This window comes from uncultured Methanobrevibacter sp., assembly GCF_905235195.1.
Lineage (GTDB): Archaea > Methanobacteriota > Methanobacteria > Methanobacteriales > Methanobacteriaceae > Methanarmilla.
Map to the genome: position 1 here is coordinate 15,114 of NZ_CAJOKH010000023.1, position 23,943 is coordinate 39,056.

The 23,943-nt window shown below is 27.5% G+C and carries 19 protein-coding genes; 8 read left to right on the forward strand and 11 right to left on the reverse strand.

From position 1 onward, the window contains the following. Positions 1-266: 266 nt before the first annotated feature. The 8 genes from QZ146_RS03500 to QZ146_RS03535 all read right to left on the reverse strand — a co-directional run bounded on the left by QZ146_RS03500 (position 267) and on the right by QZ146_RS03535 (position 11,327). Positions 267-1,007, reverse strand: a complete 741-nt coding sequence (locus tag QZ146_RS03500) for an acyltransferase (RefSeq protein WP_295722269.1) — start codon at positions 1,005-1,007, stop codon at positions 267-269. A gap of 430 nt (positions 1,008-1,437) precedes the next feature. Beyond that, a complete protein-coding gene (gene nrdD / locus QZ146_RS03505) occupies positions 1,438-3,756 on the reverse strand; it encodes an anaerobic ribonucleoside-triphosphate reductase (RefSeq protein WP_295722270.1) in 2,319 nt (772 codons plus the stop codon). Positions 3,757-4,217: 461 nt separating this feature from the next. Next, on the reverse strand, positions 4,218-7,592 hold the full coding sequence (gene polC / locus QZ146_RS03510) for a DNA polymerase II large subunit (RefSeq protein WP_295722300.1): 3,375 nt from the start codon (positions 7,590-7,592) through the stop codon (positions 4,218-4,220). A gap of 494 nt (positions 7,593-8,086) precedes the next feature. Continuing rightward, positions 8,087-9,391: a phosphomethylpyrimidine synthase gene (gene thiC / locus QZ146_RS03515; protein WP_295722271.1), complete on the reverse strand. Its 1,305-nt coding sequence runs from the start codon at positions 9,389-9,391 to the stop codon at positions 8,087-8,089. A 274-nt stretch (positions 9,392-9,665) separates the two neighbouring features. Further along, the gene (locus tag QZ146_RS03520; protein WP_295722272.1) at positions 9,666-9,806 is read right to left on the reverse strand and encodes a hypothetical protein; all 141 of its coding nucleotides are present in this window, start codon (positions 9,804-9,806) and stop codon (positions 9,666-9,668) included. Between the two features lie 107 nt (positions 9,807-9,913). Then, positions 9,914-10,069, reverse strand: coding sequence for a hypothetical protein (locus tag QZ146_RS03525; protein WP_295722273.1), 156 nt, complete (start codon positions 10,067-10,069; stop codon positions 9,914-9,916). Between the two features lie 135 nt (positions 10,070-10,204). Continuing rightward, positions 10,205-10,426, reverse strand: a complete 222-nt coding sequence (locus tag QZ146_RS03530) for a hypothetical protein (protein WP_295722274.1) — start codon at positions 10,424-10,426, stop codon at positions 10,205-10,207. Beyond that, the gene (locus QZ146_RS03535) at positions 10,407-11,327 is read right to left on the reverse strand and encodes a carbohydrate kinase family protein (RefSeq protein WP_295722275.1); all 921 of its coding nucleotides are present in this window, start codon (positions 11,325-11,327) and stop codon (positions 10,407-10,409) included. Before QZ146_RS03535 ends, QZ146_RS03530 begins: the two co-directional genes overlap by 20 nt. Positions 11,328-11,879: 552 nt before the next feature. On the opposite strand from QZ146_RS03535, the gene QZ146_RS03540 reads away from it, so the two are divergent. Then, on the forward strand, positions 11,880-12,941 hold the full coding sequence (locus tag QZ146_RS03540; RefSeq protein ID WP_295722301.1) for an acyltransferase family protein: 1,062 nt from the start codon (positions 11,880-11,882) through the stop codon (positions 12,939-12,941). 663 nt (positions 12,942-13,604) lie between these two features. On the opposite strand, the gene QZ146_RS03545 is transcribed toward QZ146_RS03540, so the two are convergent. Continuing rightward, a complete protein-coding gene (locus QZ146_RS03545) occupies positions 13,605-14,603 on the reverse strand; it encodes a LysR family transcriptional regulator (RefSeq protein ID WP_295722276.1) in 999 nt (332 codons plus the stop codon). A 241-nt stretch (positions 14,604-14,844) separates the two neighbouring features. Here QZ146_RS03545 and hxlB point away from each other — a divergent pair, with 241 nt between their 5' ends. From hxlB to QZ146_RS03575, 6 genes are all read left to right on the forward strand, one after another. After that, on the forward strand, positions 14,845-15,435 hold the full coding sequence (gene hxlB / locus QZ146_RS03550) for a 6-phospho-3-hexuloisomerase (protein ID WP_295722277.1): 591 nt from the start codon (positions 14,845-14,847) through the stop codon (positions 15,433-15,435). A 104-nt stretch (positions 15,436-15,539) separates the two neighbouring features. After that, positions 15,540-16,109, forward strand: a complete 570-nt coding sequence (locus QZ146_RS03555) for an FmdE family protein (protein ID WP_365316487.1) — start codon at positions 15,540-15,542, stop codon at positions 16,107-16,109. 229 nt (positions 16,110-16,338) lie between these two features. Further along, a complete protein-coding gene (gene fdhF / locus QZ146_RS03560; RefSeq protein ID WP_295722279.1) occupies positions 16,339-18,402 on the forward strand; it encodes a formate dehydrogenase subunit alpha in 2,064 nt (687 codons plus the stop codon). 5 nt (positions 18,403-18,407) lie between these two features. Beyond that, entirely contained in the window at positions 18,408-19,640 is a 1,233-nt protein-coding gene (locus tag QZ146_RS03565; RefSeq protein WP_295722280.1) for a Coenzyme F420 hydrogenase/dehydrogenase, beta subunit C-terminal domain, read from the forward strand. A gap of 79 nt (positions 19,641-19,719) precedes the next feature. Further along, complete coding sequence (locus QZ146_RS03570; protein WP_295722281.1) at positions 19,720-20,331, forward strand: class I SAM-dependent methyltransferase; 612 nt, start codon at positions 19,720-19,722, stop codon at positions 20,329-20,331. A 159-nt stretch (positions 20,332-20,490) separates the two neighbouring features. After that, positions 20,491-21,456 carry a PLP-dependent cysteine synthase family protein gene (locus QZ146_RS03575; RefSeq protein ID WP_295722282.1) on the forward strand — a complete coding sequence of 322 codons (966 nt, stop codon included), beginning with the start codon at positions 20,491-20,493 and terminating at the stop codon, positions 21,454-21,456. 417 nt (positions 21,457-21,873) lie between these two features. Here the strand turns inward: QZ146_RS03575 and QZ146_RS03580 are convergent, their stop codons facing one another. Next, complete coding sequence (locus tag QZ146_RS03580; protein ID WP_295722284.1) at positions 21,874-22,095, reverse strand: hypothetical protein; 222 nt, start codon at positions 22,093-22,095, stop codon at positions 21,874-21,876. Between the two features lie 281 nt (positions 22,096-22,376). Between QZ146_RS03580 and QZ146_RS03585 the strand changes: the two genes are divergently transcribed. Next, entirely contained in the window at positions 22,377-22,862 is a 486-nt protein-coding gene (locus QZ146_RS03585) for a hypothetical protein (RefSeq protein WP_295722285.1), read from the forward strand. 129 nt (positions 22,863-22,991) lie between these two features. On the opposite strand, the gene moaA is transcribed toward QZ146_RS03585, so the two are convergent. After that, a complete protein-coding gene (gene moaA, locus QZ146_RS03590; RefSeq protein WP_295722286.1) occupies positions 22,992-23,939 on the reverse strand; it encodes a GTP 3',8-cyclase MoaA in 948 nt (315 codons plus the stop codon). Positions 23,940-23,943: the final 4 nt, after the last annotated feature.

Consider the following 23,943-nt stretch of genomic DNA (forward strand, 5'->3'; position numbering starts at 1 on the left):
AAATTAATCTTTTTTTATTTTATATTAATTCTTTTTAAATTAAATTAAATCTTTTTTATTTTAATTATAGAAAATTAATAAATTTTATTATACTTATTTATAAATGATTTATAATAAAAATCGGGTAAACAAGTATAAAATAAAAAAACAATAGTAAAATAGTAATAAATATTAAAATTATATTTTTAAAATGAATATAATATAAAAATAAGTAAAAAATTAGTTTTTTAATAAAAACTAATAAAAAAAGTAAAAAAAATAAAGATTTATCCCTTTAATCTGGATAGGAAACCTTTACCCTGTTTCTCTTTTAAGTTTTCAGCCATATTACTGATTTGTTTTTTAAGGTTTTTAATTTCCTTATCTTTATTATTTAACTCTGTGTGAAGTTTATCATAATTTTTTTGTTTATTACTAACAGATTCATTTAAAATAGAAATTTGATGTTCTAATTTAACAATAGTTTCAGCATATTCCTCTTTTAACTCTTGTTTGAAATCTTCTAATTTTTTAAGTTTATTTTCTAACTCTTCATTTTTATCTTTTAAATGAGGAATGGATTTGTCTGAAGCCTCAGATAACTTATCTTCTGCAGTTTTTAAGTCCTTAGCTAATTTTTCATTATCCTTTTTTAATCTTTCAATTTCCTTATCTTTTTGACTGTCATCTTTAACTGCAGGTTCATCAACTTTTGTATTTTGAAGACTTTTAATTTCTTCTTTTAACTGAGCATTTTCTTCTTCTAATTTTTGATGTTGTACTTTAAGAACTGCAAGGTCTGCACCTGCTTTAGTATAGGTTTCACTTAAATCTGCATTAATATCTAATTGGTCGAAATATTTTTTAGTACTTTCATCTAATGCATCAGTTAATTCCCTTTTAAGTTGTTTTAATTCTTTATTTTCATTTTTTAAGTTAGGAATAACTTCGTTCGTCAAATAATTAAGTTCATGTGCTTGATTTTTTATTCTATTTTCATTCTGTTCTAATTTACTTTCTTCTATCATTTAAACCACTTTAAATATATAATAGTTTAAGATCATTATATTCGTATAAAATCATTTGACAAAATTAAATCTTATTATGAAGATTTAATAACTAAATATTTTATTTTATATTGACTATTTATATAATTTTTTAAAAAAAAATGTGATGTGATTCTTAAGCTTAAATAGATTAGATAGTATAATTAGTTAAAAATTTTTAGATTTAATATAATCTTAATGAAATCTGTTAAAATAGATATTTTAAAAATATAGATTTTTCTATCTAAAAATAAATGACATTACATATTTTTAAATTGAATTAAATAGTTTTAAGTGGAAAATAAAAAAACTTAAAGTAAAAATATAATTAAAACCTTAAAAGAAAATAAGTGGATAAAAATAAAATAATAAAAAAATAAATCAAAATGAAATAAATAATAAATTTATTGATTTAGTTTTTTTGGAATCTGCGTCTATCTACAAGTTCTTGACGTTTACCTGGGTTCCATCCACCACTTGCAGATTTAGCGTGACCTACTTGTTGAACGTATCCAGTAATTCTGTCATACCATTCAACATCTTTAGTTTCACCACAGGTAGGGCATTTGTTAGATAAACCTTTCATTAAAGTTTTACAGTTTAAACAGAAACTTAATGCAGAACTGTAAGCCCAGAAACCAATATCAGATTTACGAGCAATTTTATTAGTTAAACTCATTAAAGATTGTGGATCAGAGTAAGATTCACCCATAAATGCATGGAAAATATGTCCACCCGGAGTAATTGGGTGATATTGTTCCTCGATTTTTATTTTATCTACAAGAGAAATATCTGCACTAACTGGTACATGTGAAGAGTTAGTATAATAGTTTGCACCATTATCACCTTGTAAGATAGTTTGATCTCCAAATTGTTCTTTATCAAGAGTTGCAAATCTATAAGCTGTAGATTCTGCAGGTGTTTGGATTACAGACCATCTTAATCCAGTTTCTTTTTGTAATTCAGAAGCTCTATCATATAAGTATTGGATACATTTTACACCAAATTTATTAGCATCTGGATTATCAATTCCTTGACCAAATAATGCCATTAACATTTCATTAAGACCAACAAAACCAAAAGATAATGTTGAATTATCAATTCTATAATAATATTCATCTTTTATTTCTTGAGTTAAGAATGGGAGAATATCATAATCATTTAAACAATGTAGACCTTGTTCTCTTCTAATAAGTAAAGTTTCAATTGCAAGATCCATATAATTATCTAAGTATTCAAATACTTGAGATTCATCTTTAGATTGGTATCCAATTCTAGGTAAGTTTAAAGTGACATAAGCAAGGTTACCAGTTCTAAGACAATCTTTTTCCCAGTCTCCAGTCCAGTTATCTTGGAGTTGAGTCCTACATCCCATATAATTAGCCATATTATTTCTGTATTTAGGCAACATGTTTACAAAGTAAGGAGAACCAAATTTAGCAGAGAGTTTATGAACATTAAATAAATCCTCATCATAATCTCCTTTTAATGTTTCCTTACGTAAAGTATAAATAGTATTTGGGAAAAGATGTGGTTTACCTTCTTTATCTCCACCATATAAAGTTTCAGTGAATGCTCTTTGGATTAATCTGGTTTCTTCTTCAAAGTCACCATAAGTTCCAACAACTTCACCTTTTGGACCATATGCAGTAACATCTTGTAAGAATTTTGGAACACCGAATTCTAATTGCATACTTGTAAATGGTACTTGTGAACCTCTAGCAGCATAAGCCATGTTTAAGTTATATACTAACATTTGAACACATTGTTTAATGTCTTCATATGTTCTACCTCTTGCAAATGGTGCAACAAATACATTCCAGAAAGACATTGCTTGTCCACCAGACATATTCTGTTGTGCAGCAAGCATTATTTCACCAGTATGATTCATTAAAGTTTCCATATGTGCAGGTGATCCTGCAACAGAAGTATGATCACCGGTTCCATCAACTTTAAGACCATATTTTATGAATTGCCTAATATCATGTTGTAAACAGTTTAGTGGTCTTGATGCAAAATATTCTAAATCATGAATATGTACATCTCCTGACATGTGTGCATCTGCTAAATGAGATGGTAACATATGTAATAATGCATATTGTTTTAATGCTTCATCTGCAACATATTTATGAATAGTTTCAGGATTGTGCATCATATTAGCATTACTATTATTTCCATTTTCTATTAAAGAGGAAATATTATAAACAGGAATACCTAAACGAGTATAACTTTTTCTTAAATCTTCTAGACCATATTCTATAAGTTTAGTATTAACCATTTCCCTAATCATTGGTGCAGTAAGGGAATCTACATTTAATTTTTTAAGTTCTTTCCATACTTCAGATGCAATTTTAAAAGCTGTTTCTTGTGATGCACCTGTTTCTTGAACTAAAGTATTTGCAATTTTTGATAAATCAAAAGATTCGATTTTATCTCTTGAAGTTCTAACTTTTAAAGTAGTATTAGCTAAATATTTATTAGCTGATTCTTCATCAATTTCTGCTAATGATTCATAAACTATTTTTTTAATTTCTTTAGTAGTGATTCCATCATGTAATGATGATACTACAGTTGCAATAATTTTATCAGACTCAAAAAATGGAGCTTCAACCATAACTAATGATTTCAATAATTTTTCATAACTAAATCTTTCCATAACTCCATTATTCTTTACAACTGACACTTTAATATCTTCTTGTAAAGTTTCTGCAATATTTGACATTGTCTTCATCTTTTTATCTCCACTTATTTCATATAAATATTTTTAGTCATTATACTGGAATTTTATTCCCTTATAAGGATTATATAAAATTTTAGACAGATTATCTGAAATTTTATTATGTATATTATACTTAAGTTAAACTAGTATATATTTGTTCGTATAGTAACGAACAAATGATATTTTTTATGGAAAATTTAAAATAACCTTAAAAAAAATCATATTCTAAATACTATAAACCATTATTAAATTAATTTTGTATGTTTATAAACAAAATAATAAGTTTATAAAAAAATAATTTACTTAAAAATATATAACTGATTAAAATTTAAACAAATACTGAATTAAATTAGAAAAATGATTACTAAATAATATAATTTAGACAATAATTAATATAATCTAAAAATTATTAATTTAGATAAAAATACTTCTAAAATTACGATAACTTTCAAATAATTAAATAAAAAAATAAATTATAAGAAAATATCTAGTGAACTTTGTTTAGACTTATCAGATTCAAATAAAGAGTTAATTCCAAATTCTTGAATTTCCAATCTTTGCTCAAGATAATGTGAAACAGGATATCTATGTACTAACTGTTGTGAAATATCTAAGTATTTAGTAACAGAACCTTTAGATACACTTAAAATCAAATTACCTCCACACTTACATTTACCTGATAAAGGCATACGCCTATATTTAGAATTACATTTAGTACATCTAACCTTTTGTTTGGAAAATGCACGTACATTACCCATAATATCAGGTAAGAAATGACTTGATAAAACTCCTTCTACTACTCCTCTTTGATCAACTGCCCTAATTTTCTCTGCAAGACCAATTTGACCTTCAACTTTTTCTTTCATAGAAGGTAACTTTTTGTATAAACATAAAGTTGGCCCAGCATGAATATTAGTCGTATGATGAGAAAACATTAAATCTTCATATTGTTCAGGTTTTCCTAAATGCATACTTACATTATCAATTAAATCTAAAAAGTCAGCTGGCTTAAGACCATTTTTTTTAGTTCTCTCAAAGAATTCAAGAGGGAATCTTTCATAAATATCTAAATTATGAGATTCATCATCAATTTCTTGAGGATCTATTCTAGTAGATAAAACTAAAGGTGCATCCATACTTCCTCCACGAGTACTTGGAAGATAAGTTTTAGAAAAATTAATTAAAGGGTCTAGAAGTAACATTACAGAATCTTCATCACTATCACAATTTCTCCTTTTTGCAGAATGGAAATAAGGATGAGCATAACATCCAAGAGCCTTAGTAAAACCTACAATACGGCCTAGAACACCTGCTGATGTATGAGGTGCTAAACCTGCAATTAAATGTCCAATTAAGTCTTCGCGACTTTTAACATTGTAAAATGTATCCATTTTATAAAACCTTTTAAGTTCATCATCAACATAATGTGCAACATTTACAAGATACTCTGCACAATTATCAGATATAACAACATCCTGAACTTTAAGTTCTATAATTTGATTTTCATTTGTGATTGTCTGTCCATAACAATCATGATCATAACCCATTTCATGAAGTTTTTCAACTGTAACACCAATTTCTTTTGGAATAAAATGAGTAAGAGGTAAATCTGTTGAATCATGACGAATAGTTGCATCTTTAAATGTGAATACATTGTTTTTAGATCTAAGTATTCCTTTTTCTAAAGGTTCAGGTATTTTATTTTCAGAAATCATACCTACTACACCTTTCATTTCATCAACTTTACGAACTGCAATATTATCAGATGCCTTTGAAAGTAATTTTGAAAGGTTAATATTTTTTTCTGAATTTTTTCCAAATTCTGTAGGACTTCCACAATATGGACATAATGCCTGAAAAGAACTTAAACCACAATTTGGATTAGTACATTTACGACTAGCCAATTCTACTTTAATATTACCTTTACGAGCAGCCTCAGCAACTAATCTCCTATTTCCCCCAAAGTTACCTATAGGGAATAAAACATTAGGTGCAGGTCTCATTAATCTTTCTTTAGATTTTTCAGGCCTACCAACACGAGTACCAATATAAACTGGAGCTTTATATTCAATAGAAACTTCAGATATATTGTTTAAAATCTCAACACCATCTCTATCATCATTTAACTCTTCGGATGAAAATTCTCGACAAAAAGTATGTATAAGTGCATAAGACGTATTAGAGTCAATGATGACTTTACCATCAACAAGCTTATGACTTATTCCAATAACTTCCATTAGACGTTTTTCATATTGCACATCTAATTTAAGTTCATCACCCACCTTATAATCCCCTTTAAATGATAAAATATATTTAATCAAATCATTTAACTCAGATTTACTTATATCATGATAACAGTAAGTGTATTTAGGATGTAGAGGAATATTATATTCTTTTGAAATTTCAAATGCTCGACTAGCTGAAATATCTCTGTCAAATTCTAAATCCATAAGATTTAAATTATGAGTATCTTCCTCTTGGTATTTTGAAGAATTTCTAATATGTTCAATCCACCATTCTTCACACCACCCAGACTGAAGCATAGGCTGATTGTTTCTTAAAAATTCACCAAATGCAATTAACATATCCCCCACAAATAAAATTTCTGAAATATGATTTTTAACCTTTCGAGCTTCTTTTATAGAATTAACTTGAACTACATCACCATTTTTAAGTTTAACAATAGGTCCTTCAATGGAATCTACAGGAACAACACAATTACCTTTACCCGGTCTTTCAATTTTCATTTGAGTTCCAACTGCAATAAATTCAATAATTTCCATTGCTGCAGGATGAACTCCCATAGTTGCAAGTCCTGTATTACGAGACCTACCATATCTTAATCTAAATCCTCCTTTCTCAGAAGGGTAACTTAAAACTGGCCTTCCACCAATAATATCTTCAATATATTTAGAGGATACTGGTACATCATCAACTTCACCAGGGAAAAGTTCTATTTCTTCTTCCCCTTCACTTTCATCACTTTCTGCCTCTTCATGTTTAGGTTTTGCATATTCCTTTAAAAATTCCCATCCTTCTAATTTTAATTTATTAGAAATTTTATGAATTTTTTTTGATTTTTGAATAACACCTTCAACCATAGCAAGAAGAGCACCACCACGAATATTATTAGTTTCTACTCTTGGTAAGTCCCTATGTGATACTTCAATTTTATCAGTCGGTTCACCACTAACTTCTACAGGGATACTGTTTGCTGCAAGTCTTACCTCATCAGGAGTAGGAGAATATTGAAGGTTAGTTACCTCAGATTCATAAATCTCTACCTCCTCAACATATCTTTCAATTTCATCATCAGTAGGTTTATAAATTTGAAGGCCTGTAGCTTCACGAATTTTATCTCCAAGTAAAACTGCTAAAGCTGCAGCAGTACCACCTGCACTCCTAATTGGACCTGCAAAATAAACTGCTACATATTTACTTCCATCAGGATTATCTTTAATTTTAACTTGAGAAATACCTTCTAAAGGAGCTGCTACTACTCCTTCTGTAAGGATAGCTAAAGCAGTTCTAAGAGCTTGGTCTGCATTTGCTTCACGTTTCGCAGCACCTTCATCAGTATTTTCATACTCTTCATTAGATGCAATTTCAGCAGCAATTTCAAAAGCAACTTTTTCACGATCTTGAAGCTCGCTATCTAATTGCTTAATACGATTTGCAACACCTTTAGGACCAACAAGCCCTTCAACTCTTTCTGCTAAATCCTTAGCCCTTGGAATTTCACATTCAGTGGTCATATCCAAACCTTTAGACCTAGCTTCATTAGCTATAGCATATAAATCAAGAGTTTCTTTTTCTAAACGTTCAAAATAATCCATAATATCCCCTATATAAATATAGAAAAGATTTTAATTAGTTAAAGATATTTTAAGTAAATTTAAATAAATAAAAATCAAGTAATTATGTAAATATTTTTATTAAAATTAGTATTTAATAGTATTGTGCTAGTGAAAACTAATATATAAATAGATATTTTTAAAATCCATTATCCCTAATTTAAAATCCAATACTATTAATTTTTAAAATTAAATGATAATTATTATTTATTTATAAAAATATAAACTTTATTTCCATAAAATTAAAAATAAAAATTAAAAATAATATAAAAATATAAATGAAAAAAATAGAATAAATAAAAATAAAAAAATAGCAATGAATTAAAATAAAAATTAGAAAGAAATAAAATAAAAAATAGAAATGAATGTAATAAAAAATTAGAAAGAAATAAAATAAAAATAAAAAGAAATAAAATAAAAATAAAAAGAAATGAAAATAAAAAAATTAACTTAAATTATTAAAAACAATTAAAATAATTTTAAATTAATTATATTGTATTAAATATATCATCATCTGCTTTATCTAACCAACTGTTTACTATTTTAATAGCACAGTAGTCTCCACACATAGTACATGCGTCATCATCAGATGGGGGCCTGTTTGCTCTTTTAGCTTTTGCTACATCTGGAGCAATAGCTGCATCATATTGAGCTTGCCAATCTAATGCTTTACGAGCCTTAGCCATAGCCAAATCTTTTTCACCATTATGAATTCCTTTAGCCATGTCTCCTGCATATGCACCGATTCTTGTAGAAATAACTCCTTCTTTTACATCTTCAGGAGATGGAAGTGCTAAATGTTCAGCCGGAGTTACATAACAAATAAAGTCAGCACCAGCTTTAGCAGATTCTGCTGCACCAATAGCAGATACAATATGATCGTAACCTGGAGCAATATCACATACTAAAGGTCCTAACATATAAAATGGTACATTTCTACATAATTTTTTCTGAATAGTGACATTTGCTGGAATTTCATTAATAGGAATATGACCTGGACCTTCAATCATAGTCTGTACACCTGCTGCTCTTGCACGATCAACAAGTTCACCAAGAACAATAAGTTCTTGAACCTGTGCCCTATCAGTTGAATCTGCAATTGCACCTGCCCTCATAGCGTTTGCAAGTGATAAAACTACATCATATTCTTTTGAAATGTCTAAAATATAATCAAAATTTTTGTATAATGGGTTTTCAAGTTTATTTTCAACCATCCATGATGAAATAAATGATCCTCCACGAGAAACTAAACCACATTCACGACCTTGGGTTTTAAGTCTTCTTAAAGTTTCAACATTTACACTACAATGGATTGCCATAAAGTCTATTCCATCTTTAGCTTGTTTTTCTATGGTTTTAAACATGTCATCTTCTTCCATGTGTATTACAGCACCATTTTTTCTAATAGATTCAATTGCTGCCTGATATATTGGAACACTTCCAACAGGAAGTGGAGACATTGCTAAAACTCTTCTTCTTATATCGTCTAAATCCCCACCAATACTTAATTCCATTAAACAATCTGCACCTGCATCAACAGCTACTTGTGCTTTTAAAACTTCTTCATCAAAGTCAACAATATCTGTTGAAGTACCTACAGTTGCATTAACTTTGGTTTTAAGGCCTTTTCCAATACCTGTAGCTTTAATATCATGATTTACATTTTTAGGAACTACTATAGTACCATCAACTATAGAATTTAATATAAATTCTTCTGTAACATTTTCTCTATTTGCTACAGTTTTCATTTCTTCTGTAATATTACCTTTTCTTGCCTCATCAAGTTGTGTCATTTTATCACCAATATTTTAAAAAAAAATAATATTTTAAATTAAATATTAAAATAAAATATAAATTAAAAAATTATCAAATAGATTTAACTAAAATCAACTTTAATTAAATTAAATTTCATTTTCTAATATATTTCTTAATAGGATTTCTTAATATATAAACTAATTCTTTTAATTTGAATACAAATAAAATAATCTTGATATAAATCAAAGAAAATTTAAAACATTAAAATCAAGAAAGTAAATTGAAAAAAATAAACAAAATAAGTTTGAAAAATTATAATGATTCTTTGCCCTTAATGTAAGCTACAAATAAAAGCATTAAAATAATTATAACGAATATAGTTCCAAATAAAATAGTAATATCTTTCAATGTTTCAATCTTTTTCTTTTCAGTGTTTAATTCATATGATTTCATATGAGAACTTCCACCTGAACCAGTAGCTACTGCAGAAGGTGTGCTAAACTCACCAGGTTCACTGTAAGATGATGAATGACCATTTCCAGAATTAGATGAATTAGAAATTAATCCCTCTCATTATTAGTATTCGCTATACCTTGACCATTAGGACGATTGGAATTTGCCCCAGAACTATTTCCATGACCTATATTTCCACTACCATTTCCTTTGAAAAATCCAGAACCATTACCACCAGATTTGATAACAATAAATTTAACCATTCAGGAATCATATCCCTAGGCATATTATGTTTAGTATTTAAATCTGTATTAATTTCAATAATATTATTTTCACCTTTACCAATATATACAGTATTATTACCGATCATGTAGCAGATTGAATTCTATTATTTGCAACTATAGAATCATCAACTGTAGAACAGTACCTGAAAGGTAAACACCAACACTGCCATCACATATAATAGTATTATACTGAATATTGTATTTATGTTTTCCACCAGTATTTTGAGAATAACTTATACCATAATTTCTATAATCCGTATTATAAGACCCTATATTATGGATTTCAATAATGTTATTTAAGATTAAATCATCTGAATTATTTATTATAAAATTCATTCATTCTAGCAGTTGCTTCTTCTAATGTAGGAATATTAGTTTGACATCCCTGTTTTTCAACAATAAAAGATGAAACTGATGAAGCAAATTTAATAGAATCTTTTAAACTATAATCATTTAAATAATAATATAAAAATGCTGCCTTATAAGAATCTCCAGCACCAGTTGGATCTACTGCTGGACGGTAGATTGCATCTACAGAATCTTCACCATCACTTGTGTAAATGAAACTACCATGTTCCCGACATGTTTTAATAATTATTTCAGGACCAAGTGATAATAGACCTTTAATATCAAGATTTAACTGGTCACATATCCTATCAATTTCATAATTATTACCGAATAATATTTTAGAATTAGATATAACTTGTTTTAATCTTTCATCAGAGTAAATAGTTAAATCTTGACCTGGATCAAATGATACAGGTTTACCTAATTTTTTTGCTATACATGATGCCTTCCAGTTATAATCAGGATCACCTGTTGCAAGGTGGATAAAATCACAGCTAGAAATAGCTTCATCAGGTACATCATAATCTTTAAAGTATTTAGATGCACCTTCATAGAAAAAGGTTATCTGATCTGTATTTTTATCATTTACCATAATTGCTGTAGCATTAGATTCTCCTTCAACATAAATCATATTATCCATATTAACATTATATTCATCAAAAGAGTCATAATAATCTGATTTTTGAAAATGTTCGCCAACTGCTGAAATTAAACTAATATCCATACCTAATTTAGCAGCAACCTTTGCTACATTAGCTCCAGCACCACCGAATAAATTTAACATAGATTCCATATGAACTGAAGTGTTTGTTTCTGGAAAATTTTCAACACCTATAATTATATCAGAAGCCGTATGTCCAATAACTAATAATTTAACTTCATTTGTCATTTTATCACCTTAAATAAGAATAATTCTAAAAAAATTTGATTTAATAAATGATTATAAATTAAAATTATTAAATTTAATTTAATTTAAATTAATTTAATTAAATATGATTAATAATTTAATTAAATATAATTAATGTCTACTTATTTGATTAAAACATAAAAATTTTGAGCTTTTTAAAGAAATAATTGATTTAGCTTTAAAATTTAAAAATAATCCATTAAAAATTAAAATTAAATCAAATGATATAATTTAAAGAAAAATTTATCTACAGTATAAATTTAAAAATTATTATATAAGAGATTTTTTATAGAGTTTATGAAAACTAATAATAATTTTAAAATTATTATAAAAATATTTTTTTAATTAATTTTTTTACTGATTTATTAAAACATCAAATTATTTTCAGTGCTTAATTGATTAGTTATTAATTTATTTAATGATTAGTTTAAAAATTTTAAATTAATTATAAAATTAAAGTATTTATTTAAGTTAAAACATAGTTGATATATATTTAACTTATTTTCAAATGAAAAAATTAACAAAGGTAGACAAATAGAATTAGATATTGCAAAAGCATTTTCAATTATCTTTATGATATTTACACACACTGTAATAACTATTTCATATATTGGAAATTTCATTTCTCCAACTTATAATCTTGTTGTTAATTCTATTTTAGGATGTCCTTGTGCAGCACCTGTTTTTATGTTTTGTATGGGTGTTGGAATGGTATATACCAGACATAAACAGTGGAATATGATGATAAAAAGAGGAGTGAAACTATTAATTTTAGGTATAATACTAAATGTCTTTATATACATTATTCCTTATTTTGTCCTTGGTTATGCAATAGGAAATTATAATATAGTCCCAATATATGGAGGATTAATCTTATTTTTTGTTGATATTTTAGCATTTGCAGGGTTAAGCTTTATTTTTATGGGAATTTTTAAGAAATTTGAACTATCTAATAAATACCTGTTACTTATTGCAGTGCTTTTATCAATAATTGGATCTTTTTTAAGGAACATTACTTTTGGAGATCCTGGTTTGAATTTTCTTTTAGGTTATTTTATTGGAACTAAACTAGAATTTACTTCTTTTCCTTTCTTTAACTGGTTCATAATCCCTGTTGTAGGTTATATTTGGGGAACATATTTCATTAGAGTTAAAGATAAATCTAAATTGTTCAGATTCTGGCCAGTTTTATTAATTGTTTCATTGTTTTATTTTGTATATTCAATTAAAATACCTGGCGGATTCTTATCATCAGAACCCAATTATTATTATTATATGACTACCTTTGATGTTATATCCTGTTTAATTTATATCCATGGAAATATAGGTTTTTGTTATTATTTATCTAAATTTTTACCAAATAAAATTACAAAGGTATTTGCTGTATTAAGTAGTAATATTACTGTAATTTATTTTATTCAGTGGATTTTAATACCTTTAACCCTAATATTTATTATATTACTTTTTGATTATAGTTTATTTAATGATTTAGGACTATCATCTATCTCTATATTCATATTGATATTATCTACTCTATGTGCCACCTATTATAAAAAATTAAAGAATATTAAACTTAAATTAACTAGTAAAAATTAGTATAATTCAATAAAATATTAGTAGATAAAGTTTAATAAAATTATATCAGCATATTTAATCCCAATAATAAAAAAAGAATGGACGGGAAAGGACTTCCTATTAAAACTAAATTATGGAAATAAGAATAATGCTAATAAAATTTTATCCCATAAGTTTTGAAAGAGCCCTCAAAAAATTTATAAATACTTAATATAAACATACAATAATGAAAAACAATCTGAAAGAAATACAAAGTAACCCTATTAAATCAACCCTTATATTATCAGTCTTAAAAAGAGTTTTTATACATTTATTTTCCTTATATTTAATTTTATTTTAATCGGTTTTTTTATACTACTATTTAGTCACTTTTTAAATTTGAAAGGCCTTGGAGTATATTTATCTATTGTTTTAACTAATATAATTGAAGCTATAAGTATGATTATACTACTTAAAACAATGTTAAAAAGGAGAATATACGAACTTGAGGTCATTTAATGTGTTTTAAAGAATAAATTAAAATTTACTTTTAAATATTGGTAATAATCTTTTATATTAGCTTTAAAGAATCCATTCTAAAATAATTTAGATCTTTTAAAGAATTTAAAAAAGAATTATTAAAAAAAATTAGATAATGATATTTTGATAAAGAAAAATGGAAAATGAAAATTAAATAGAGCTATATTAAAAACCAATAGGAGTAAAACCCTCTAATCTAATAATATCAGAACAGTTATTTAACACATAATCTAAAAAATCATCAACCCTTTTATTATATCCAGGTCTATGTACAAATCCTATAGAATGTCTTGTTTGATCTTTTAAAACATTACTACCATTAAAATAGCTTGCATTTAAGAAAGTATAAAGATTATCCGAATTTCTAACAAGCTTAAATGCATCAAATTGTGAAACTACTTCTTTTTCAATATTAAATGAAATATTATGATCTTTTAATGTTTCCCATACTAACCTTTGAGCCGTACCTTTAACCGCTACAAAATTCAAATCCTCTAAATCTTCAATATTTTCAATTTTTTTATTTGTATTAAAATTCGCATACTCATAGGAGGTAGCTGAAGGATTAATATTCTCATCAATATTTAAGCTACCATTATCATCATAAATATTAAATTGATTATTAGAATTATTTTTAAAATTAAAATTGTTTTTAAATGAAGATACTAAAACCATATAATCAAATGCTATAGGTGTAAAATTTAAATTCTCCTGAAAAGCAAGTAACGGATCATCTAATGCAAGTATATCAATTAGATCATCTTTTGCAAGATTAAATGCACTATCATTATCAGTACTGTATACCTCAATATTAAATGGAAGATTTAAGGATTCCAATAAACCTGTAATAATATGCCCACCAGCAATACGAATATTTTCATTAGGTTTTAGTCTATTATTATATGTATGGTAAATGTCTAAAAGTTTCAAACCTTCTTTTGTAATTTCACTTCCAGAACCTACTTTTCTAACTAATTTATAACCTAATTCTTTTTCTGCTTTAAGTATTCTTCTATTAAAAACAGAATGAGCAATACCTAATTGACTAGCTGCTTTTCGTTGAGAATAGGTTTTTGTAAGAAGCTCTAATGATTCAAACAATTTATAATTATAGATTTTCCCATCGACTTCAATACCAATTACTGGTTTAATATTGGAAGACATAAAAACTCACTAGAATAAATTAATAAATGATTTCCAAATAAATCCAATTATATATTTAAAACTTTTAAATTAATAATCTTTAAAATTTAAAATATCTTTAAAAATAAAGAAAAAATAATCAAGAAACCATCTAATAAAAAATTTATTTTATATACTTATCTTTAAATAAATTAAAACATATAAACTAATATATAAATTTAATATTAATTATACTTATTTAGTAAATTAGGAAAGAGATACTATGGAATTAATGAAGTCATCCATTAATGCAATAATAAATAATATTGAAACAGCAGAGACATATCTTGATGAAAAATCCATTGAAAATTTTATGAAAGTTATAAATGATGCCGACAATGTATTTGTTATAGGTGCTGGTAGATCTGGACTCGTTGGTAAAGCATTTGCAATGAGATTAATGCATTTAGGAGTAAGTACCTTTGTTGTTGGAGAAACCATATCACCTGCAATAAATGAGGGCGACTGTATTATTGCAATATCTGGTTCTGGTGAGACAAACACCATTGTTTCTGCAGCTAAAACTTCTAAAAATAGAGGAGCAAAAGTTTTAGCATTAACATCTTATACAGAATCTACGCTTGGACAATTAGCTGATGTTACATTATATGTTCAAGGAAGAACTAAAACAGAAGCAGATGATAAAAACTATTTAAAACGTCAAATTCATGGAAATTATACATCTCTTACCCCACTAGGTACTGCCTTTGAATTAACATCCCTTGTGTTTTTAGATGGTCTTATATGTTCCTTAATGAACAAAATGGGTAAAACTGAAGACGACCTAAAAAGAAGACATACCGTACTTGAATAAATAATTATAAATTATAAATTATTTTATAATAAATTAAGACATTAATATAATAATAAAATTAAATTAAATTAAATAAATATATTAAATAGATTAAATTAAGTGATATGATGGATTTAAAAACTTATGATGAACAACTTGAAAAAGTGAAAGAGTACGGAGAAGTTTGTGGTGGAATTGCTATTGGAACAAAACTTGCAATGTATGGAATGGAATTAATGGGAATGGAACTTAATACAAGACATAAAAACTTAATGGTATTTGTTGAACTTGATAGATGTATGTCAGATGCAATCCAAATAGTTACAAAATGTAATATGGGTAAAAGAGCATTTAAACAAATGTATTACGGTAGATTTGCAGTAACATTCTATAATATGGATACTGAAGAAGCAATTAGAGTTTCAGATGCAGATGCAAATAAACAAACATGTCAAAAAGAGACAAAAGAAGAAATGGTTAAAAGATTTAGAGAAACCCCTGCTGAAGAATTATTTAATGTTCAAAAGGTAAAGATCGTAGGAATCCCTGAAGCACAAAAACCTGGGCCACTACACAAATCAACCTTCTGTTCAGTATGTGGTGAAAAGGTAGCAGACGATCAACACCTTGTTATTGGCGGTAAACCTGTCTGTAAAGGATGTGCTTTAGGAACCTATTATGAAATAATAGAATAAAAACATTAGTTAATACACTATAAATTAAAGACCCTTTATTGGTCTTACTTTTTTTTATAAAATAATAAATATCATTAGGTAAAATATTTACAAATGAAATTTAACTATTTCCTATTATTATCACGAAATTCTTCTTAAAACTTCAATTAAACTATATATAAAATTTATAATAAATTATAATAGATTATTAATTAATTTATTAGAAAATAAATTAAAAGGAGTTAAAAAAATGGTTGAGATAAAATTTGTTCCAACAATATGCCCCTATTGTGGAACTGGTTGTGGACTTAACCTTGTTGTAAAAGATGGGAAAGTTTGTGGTGTAGAACCATGGAAAAGAAATCCTGTTAACTCTGGTAAATTATGTCCTAAAGGAAACTTTTCATGGGAATTTATAAACAGGGAAGATAGATTAACAAAACCATTAATTAGAGAAAATGGTGAACTAAGAGAAGCTAGTTGGGATGAAGCTTTAGATAAGGTTGCAAAAAAACTAAATGAAGTCAAAAATGAAGACCCAAACAAAATAGGTTTTTATGCATGTGCAAGATCTCCAAATGAGAACATATACATTACACAAAAATTTGCAAGAGTAGCATGTAATACTCATAATGTTGACCACTGTGCACGTATTTGTCATGGACCTACTGTAGCAGGTCTTGCTACTTGCTTTGGTTCCGGTGCTATGACTAATGGATTTGACAGTATTGAAGAATCAGATTATATAATTGTCATTGGTGCAAACAGTATGGAAGCACATCCATTATTTGGCCGTAAATTAATTAAGGCTAAAAAAAATGGTGGAAAAATTGTAGTAATTGACCCTCGTTACACACCTACAGCAAAAATTGCAGATAAATATCTTGAATTTAAAACGGGTACTGATGTAGCTCTATTAAATGGAATGATGAAAATTATTCTTGATGAAGGTCTTGAAGATAAGGAATTCATTGAAAATAGAACAAAGAACTTTGAAGAATTTAAAAAAGTTGTAGAAAAATATGATTTAGAAACTGTAAGTGAAATTACAGAAGCAGATAAAGATTTAATAAAAGAAATTGCAATTGAATATGCTAAAGCAGATAAAGGTGCTATTGTATATTCATTAGGTATTACAGAGCATTCTCATGGTGCAGATAATGTTATGTCTACTGCAAATATGGCTATGTTAACTGGTAATTTAGGAAGAGAAGGTACTGGTGTAAATCCACTGAGAGGGCAAAACAATGTACAAGGCGCATGTGATATGGGAGCATTACCTACTGATTATCCTGGATATCGTAAAGTAAATGATAGCGAAACTACATCATGGATGAATGAATACTGGGGAGTGGAAATGAGTTGTGAACCAGGTTTAACATTAATTGAAATGATGAATGCAGCTCATGATGGAGATTTAAAAGTATTATACATACATGGAGAAGATCCAGTATTATCAGATGCGGATATTACCCATACAAAAGAAGCAATTAATAATCTAGAAATGTTAATTGTTCAAGACTTATTTTTAACTGATACTGCACAATTAGCTGATGTTGTACTTCCTGCAGCTGGTTGGGGTGAACAAGACGGTACTTTCACCAATGGTGAGCGACGTGTTCAAAGAGTTCGCAGAGCCCAAGACCCACCAGGAGAGGCAAAATTAGATTGGAAGATTATGGAAGAGATTGCAATTAGAATGGGTCCAGATGCACATCCTGAACAGTTCCATTACCAAACAGCTCAAGATATTTGGGAAGAATTAAGAGAAGTAGCCCCATCGATGGCAGGAATTACATCTGATAGATTAGATAGGCCTGAAGGTTGTCACTGGCCATGTTATAGTGAAAAATATGAATGTGGTCCTTTAATGTATAGGGAAAAATTCTCACATCCTGACGGATTAGGTCGATTCCAAGCAATAGAACATTTAGGACCAGTTGAAGTTCCTGATGAAGAATTTCCATTACTTTTAACTACAACACGTATATTATTCCATTATCATGCAGCAACAACACGTAGATGTAAAACACTTGATAGAGAAGTTAAAACCGGATACATAGAAATTAGCGAAGATGATGCTAAAGAGTTAAATATTATAGATAAAGAAATAGTAAGGGCAAGTTCTAGAAGGGGAACCATTGATATTGCTGCTAGAGTAACTAAAGATATAAAACCTGGAATAGTTAACATACCAATGCATTTTAGTGAATGTGCAGCTAATATGTTAACTAATTCCGAATCATTAGACCCTAAAAGTAAAATGATAGAGCTTAAAGCTTGTGCTATTAAAGTGGAAAAAATTAAGGAGTAAATAACATGAGTTTTAAGGTAAATGATATGGCTTATGCATATTCTGCTAATAATGCCATTAAAGAAAAAGGAGAATATGGTGGAGTTGTAACTACCATTATGAAATATTTACTTGAAGAGAGTATTGTTGATGGAGTACTTGCAGTTGAAGAAGGATGGGATTTATATGATGCTGTACCGACCATCATTACAGATTCTAAAGATTTAATTAAATCTGCAGGTTCACTTCACTGTGGTACATTAAACTTAGCTAAAATACTCGTCAAATATTTAAATGGTGCAAGGGACATGAAACTTGCTATTAGCTGTAAGCCATGTGATGCTATGGCCATTAGAGAGTTAATTAGAAAAAGAAAAATCATTGAAGACAATATTATTCTAATTGGGGTAAACTGTGGCGGCACAATGCCTCCTATTGACACTATAAAAATGATTAAAAATGTTTACAAAATGGATCCTAACAGAATTGTAAAAGAAGAAATTGTAAAAGGCAATCTTGTAATGACCTCTGATGAGGGTATTGAAAAAGGAATTAAAATTGATTATTTAGAAGAAGAAAATCTCGGAGGCAGACGTGAAAATTGTCGCCGATGTAATTTAAAAATACCATTAAATGCAGATTTGGCTCTTGGAAACTGGGGAGTTATTGGTGATATAAAAGGTAAAGCTACTTTCATAGAGATTTGCTCAAAAAAAGGTGCTGATATTTTTAATAAAGTAGTCGATGCAGGATTTGTAATAAGCCAAGAACCATCTAAAAAAGGTATTGAAATTCGAAGTAAAATTGTAAACACAATGCTTAAACAGTCTAGCAAACAAAAAGAAAAAGATTTTAAAGGAACAACAGGAGATATTCTTGATGTTTTAAAAATATATAAAGAGGAATTGTCTAAATGTATGAAATGTTATGGCTGCCGTGAAGCATGCCCATTATGTTACTGTGAAGACTGTTGTCTAGAGACTGAAGGACCTGAATGGGTACCTGGAGGATACACACCTGCTGCACCATTTTTCCACCTGACACGTATGGTTCATATGGCAGATGCATGTATTAATTGTGGACAATGCAGTGAAGTATGTCCTAGCGAAATTCCAGTTAGTAAAATCTGGGCTACTGTAAATGAGAAAATTAGAGAAACTTTCCAATATTATAGTGGAATTAATAATGGAGATATTCCATTACCATTTAGTGAATATGAAGATAGTGGTTCAAGAACTATTAAAGATAAAAGTAAATGAAAATTGGGTCAAAAACTTTTAAAAGAATAAAGTATATTTATACTTGATTTAATCAAACAGAAAAAATAGATGTGAAAATATGGGAAATAAAACAGGAATTATACCGAAAAATGGCCATAGAATTCATGGGCGAAGTAGTGAAACATTTTTAGATGCAAGAGAAATAATAAACTCACTTGATTTAAAAGGAGATGAAGTTTTCATGGATGCAGGATGTGGAGATGGACATGCTGCAATTGAAGCATTAGATATATTAGATGATAATGCTCTTGTTTATGGAGTGGACATATACGAGCCATCTATTGAAGATTTAAAAAAATATAAAAATGAAAATAATATTGAAAATTTAATTCCTCTTGTTGGAGATTTAACACAGCATGTTGATGTTGCAGATAGTTCTATCGATGTTATATTAATGATTAATGTATTCCACGGATTTAAAGGCATTCAAAAATTAGATGAAGTAGTAGAAGAATTAAAAAGAATGATTAAACCTGATGGAAAAATCGCAATTATGGATTATAAAAAACAAGAAGCTAAACATGGACCCTCAATAACAGTTAGAAGTAGTGCTGAAGAATTAGAAAATCTTTTTAAAAATCATGGACTTAAATTATTATCTCTTGATAATGATACTGGTGAAGATATTGAAGAGGGCAAATCTCACTTCTTAATAATCTTTACAAAATAAAATAAAATAAAATAAAATAAAATAAAATAAAATAAAATAAAATAAAATAAAATAAAATAAAATAAAATTTAATGATACCTGAATATGCAAAAATTATAAAGTGGAATTTTTATTATAAAAAATACAATCTAAATATATATTAAATTGGTTTTGAGACTTATGAATATTGATAAATTAATTGGTAATACACCAATGATAAAGATTAATTATGAATATGAAGGAAAATTAGGTAGTATATACACTAAACTTGAATATTACAATTATTCTGGTAGTATAAAAGATAGAATTGCACATTATATTATTAAGAAAGAAAAAGAATGTGGCAAACTTAAAGATAATCAATCAATTGTAGAAGTTACAAGTGGAAATACCGGTATTGCTTTTAGTGCAATTGGGGCTTTACTTGGCCATGAAGTCCATATTTTTATGCCGGATTGGACATCTATTGAAAGAAGAAAAATTATGGAAATGTATGGAGCACATGTACATTTAGTATCAAAAGAAGAGGGAGGATTTAAAAAAGCTCTTGCACTTGCTGAAGAATTTGCAAAGAAACATAATGCATACAGACCTCTCCAATTTGATAATACGTTAAATGTAGATGGACAATATAAAACAACGGCAAAAGAAATATTAGATGCTCTTCCTGATGTTAATACATTTGTTTCCGGTATTGGAACAGGTGGAACAATAATGGGTATAGGTAAAAGATTAAAAGAAAATAATCCTAACAGTAAAGTAATTGCATTAGAACCATCTACATTATCTATTCTTAAAATGGGAATGGAAGAAGGAAGTCATATGATTGAAGGAATTGGAGATGACTTTATTCCCGGAATTGTCAATCAGGATTTAATTGACGAAATTGTTTTAATAGATGATTGTGATGCAATAAACATGTCAAAAAGAATAGCACGAGAGTTTGGTTTAGGTGTTGGAATATCAAGTGGTGCAAATTTCCTAGCTAGTGTTTTAGTAAATAATGATGAGTTAAAAATCGCCACTGTTTTTCCAGATGATAATAAAAAATATATAACTACCAGATTATCTGAAAAAATAGATGAAAATCCAGAACTCATTTCAAATAAAATTAAACTAATTGATTTTGAAGTAGTCAATAGATAAATTAAGTTTAATCTAATAGAAAATAAACTATTTTTAAATAATAAAAGAAAAAGTAATAAAATAATCTTAAACTTAGTTTATCTCTACACACTAATTACTTACACTACCTTTTGTGTCTTTAGTATTCCATCAGATATATAGTAATTATTGTTTAATATTTTCCCATAAGTTAGAAATCTCAGTTATGAATTAGCTATAAACATATCATTATCTTTAAGCGGTCATGGTTCAATAGTAATTACACCATTAAAAGAAGAACCATTAAATACTTCATCTCCAGGATAATACATTGAAACATTATATGTACCAGGACTTAACTGTAAATTTGTAGAAATATTTGTATTGTCATCATTTAAATATGAATCCGTTAAAGAATTTTCTTCAAAATGTTTAGTATGATTATTTTTATCAGTTACATTAATATAAACAGTTATTTGAATCCTCTGATAAAGCTTCAGAACTAGTGGTATTAAGCTCTACTACCATATAACCATGACCTGTAGAGAAACAATTCAAAGTAGTAGGATATAAGTCTTCATGACCTGTAAAATAATCAAAACCTTCAGCACTAACTAGAGATAATGAAAAAAGACATAAAACTAAAAGTAATAGAGATATTATAAATTTTTGATTTTTCATAAATATTCCCCAAAAATATTAAATAAAAATATAATTTATTTTTTATTTATCTTTTAATATAATATGTAATTAACTATATAATAATTTATAAAATTTAGCAATATGTAAAACTATTTAAAAATTAATTAAAAAAAAATTCACAGACAATATTTTTTAAAAAAAAACAATACAATATAACGAATATTTAAATAATTAAAATAATAATAAATTTAAATAATTAAAATAATAATAAAATATAGAAATAGAATTTTATTATTTAATAAAATTTCAGCGTGATTAATATGAAAACATGGGGCAAAGTAGCAATTGGAATTATAGTAATACTAATGGTTTTATCTTTATTTACTAATGTATTATTCCTTGCATTAGATACTAGTGAAAGCCAAGAAGAACCCGGTGCTGATATGGCTGCTCTTTGGTCAGTTCAAGGAGGATTTAGATGGATATATCCAGGTGGTACAACAGATGCCTCAGGAAATACATTACATAATATCTATTTATTTGACGATCATAATCCAATGGCACATGCAAAGGAAATGATTGAACATACATATAACATACATCCAACCCTTTGTATAACTATAAATAACGAGGCTTCCAATAGAATATTTGGAGATGATTTAATCAACAATATTCGTGAAGAAAACTGGGGAGAAGGTAATGATAGAGGAGATGCAGTAAGTATGTCACTTGGTTCACGTTTTCCAAACCCTATTGGAATAATTATAAGTCTATTTACTGGAGATTTAAGAATATTTCCAATATAACTTTAAAATAGTAGATTAATTAAGAAAAATTAGTAAACAAATAAAAATTAATTAATCTATTATTAACTTATTTTAGATTATTTTTTCTTTAAAACATAATATTTTTTAATTGATAAATTGACGAAATCATCAGCACCTATAAGATTTATCACATTCTGCTTTATTATATGGTTCTCGTAGACTGATTCCCTCTAAAAATATTTGTTTTAATTCCTCATCACTTGCACCATTTCTAATAGGATTAATTATATTAATTAAATTATCGTTTCTAAGTAAACATGGTTTAATTTTACCTGTAGGTGTAAGTCTTAGTCTTGTACATCTTTGACAGAAGTTTGTATTATCAAAAGGTTTAACAATCTCTATTTCGCCCTTACCAATAAAATATTTAGGACGATTCTGCATGTTTTTTCTAAGCTTTACTTCATCTGCTATTTTTTTTATTTCCTCTTCAATTGAACTAATATCTAAATGATGATTTTTTGAGAAACTATTATCATCACAACTTTCACTTTCCATAAGTTCAATTAATTGTAAAATAAGTCCATTATCTCGTGTGAATGTGAACATGTCCCATATTTCATCTTCATTAATACCTTTCATTAAAACCATATTAATCTTAACAGGATATATTCCATATTCCACAGCTTTAAGAATACCTTCTTTAACACCAGATAGATAATCTTTTTTGGTTAAAAATTTATATTTATCCTCATTTAAAGTATCTAAAGAAACATTTATCCTATCTAAACCAGCATTTTTTAAATCCTGTGAATATTTTGATAAAAAAGTACCATTAGTTGTAAGTGAAATGTCTTTAAAACCTATTTGATTTAGTTTATCTACAATATCCACTATATCTTTTCTAAGTAAAGGTTCTCCTCCAGATAACCTAATCTTTTTAACCCCTAAATCCTTTGCAACCTCAGCAATTTTTGCAATTTCACTTGGAGTCATTTCGTCTTTTGATGGAATCATACCATCATGATGACAATACAAACAATTAAGATTACACCTATTGGTTATGGACATTCTAAATGAAAGAATAGGCCTATCGTATTTATCTTTAATTACCATGTAA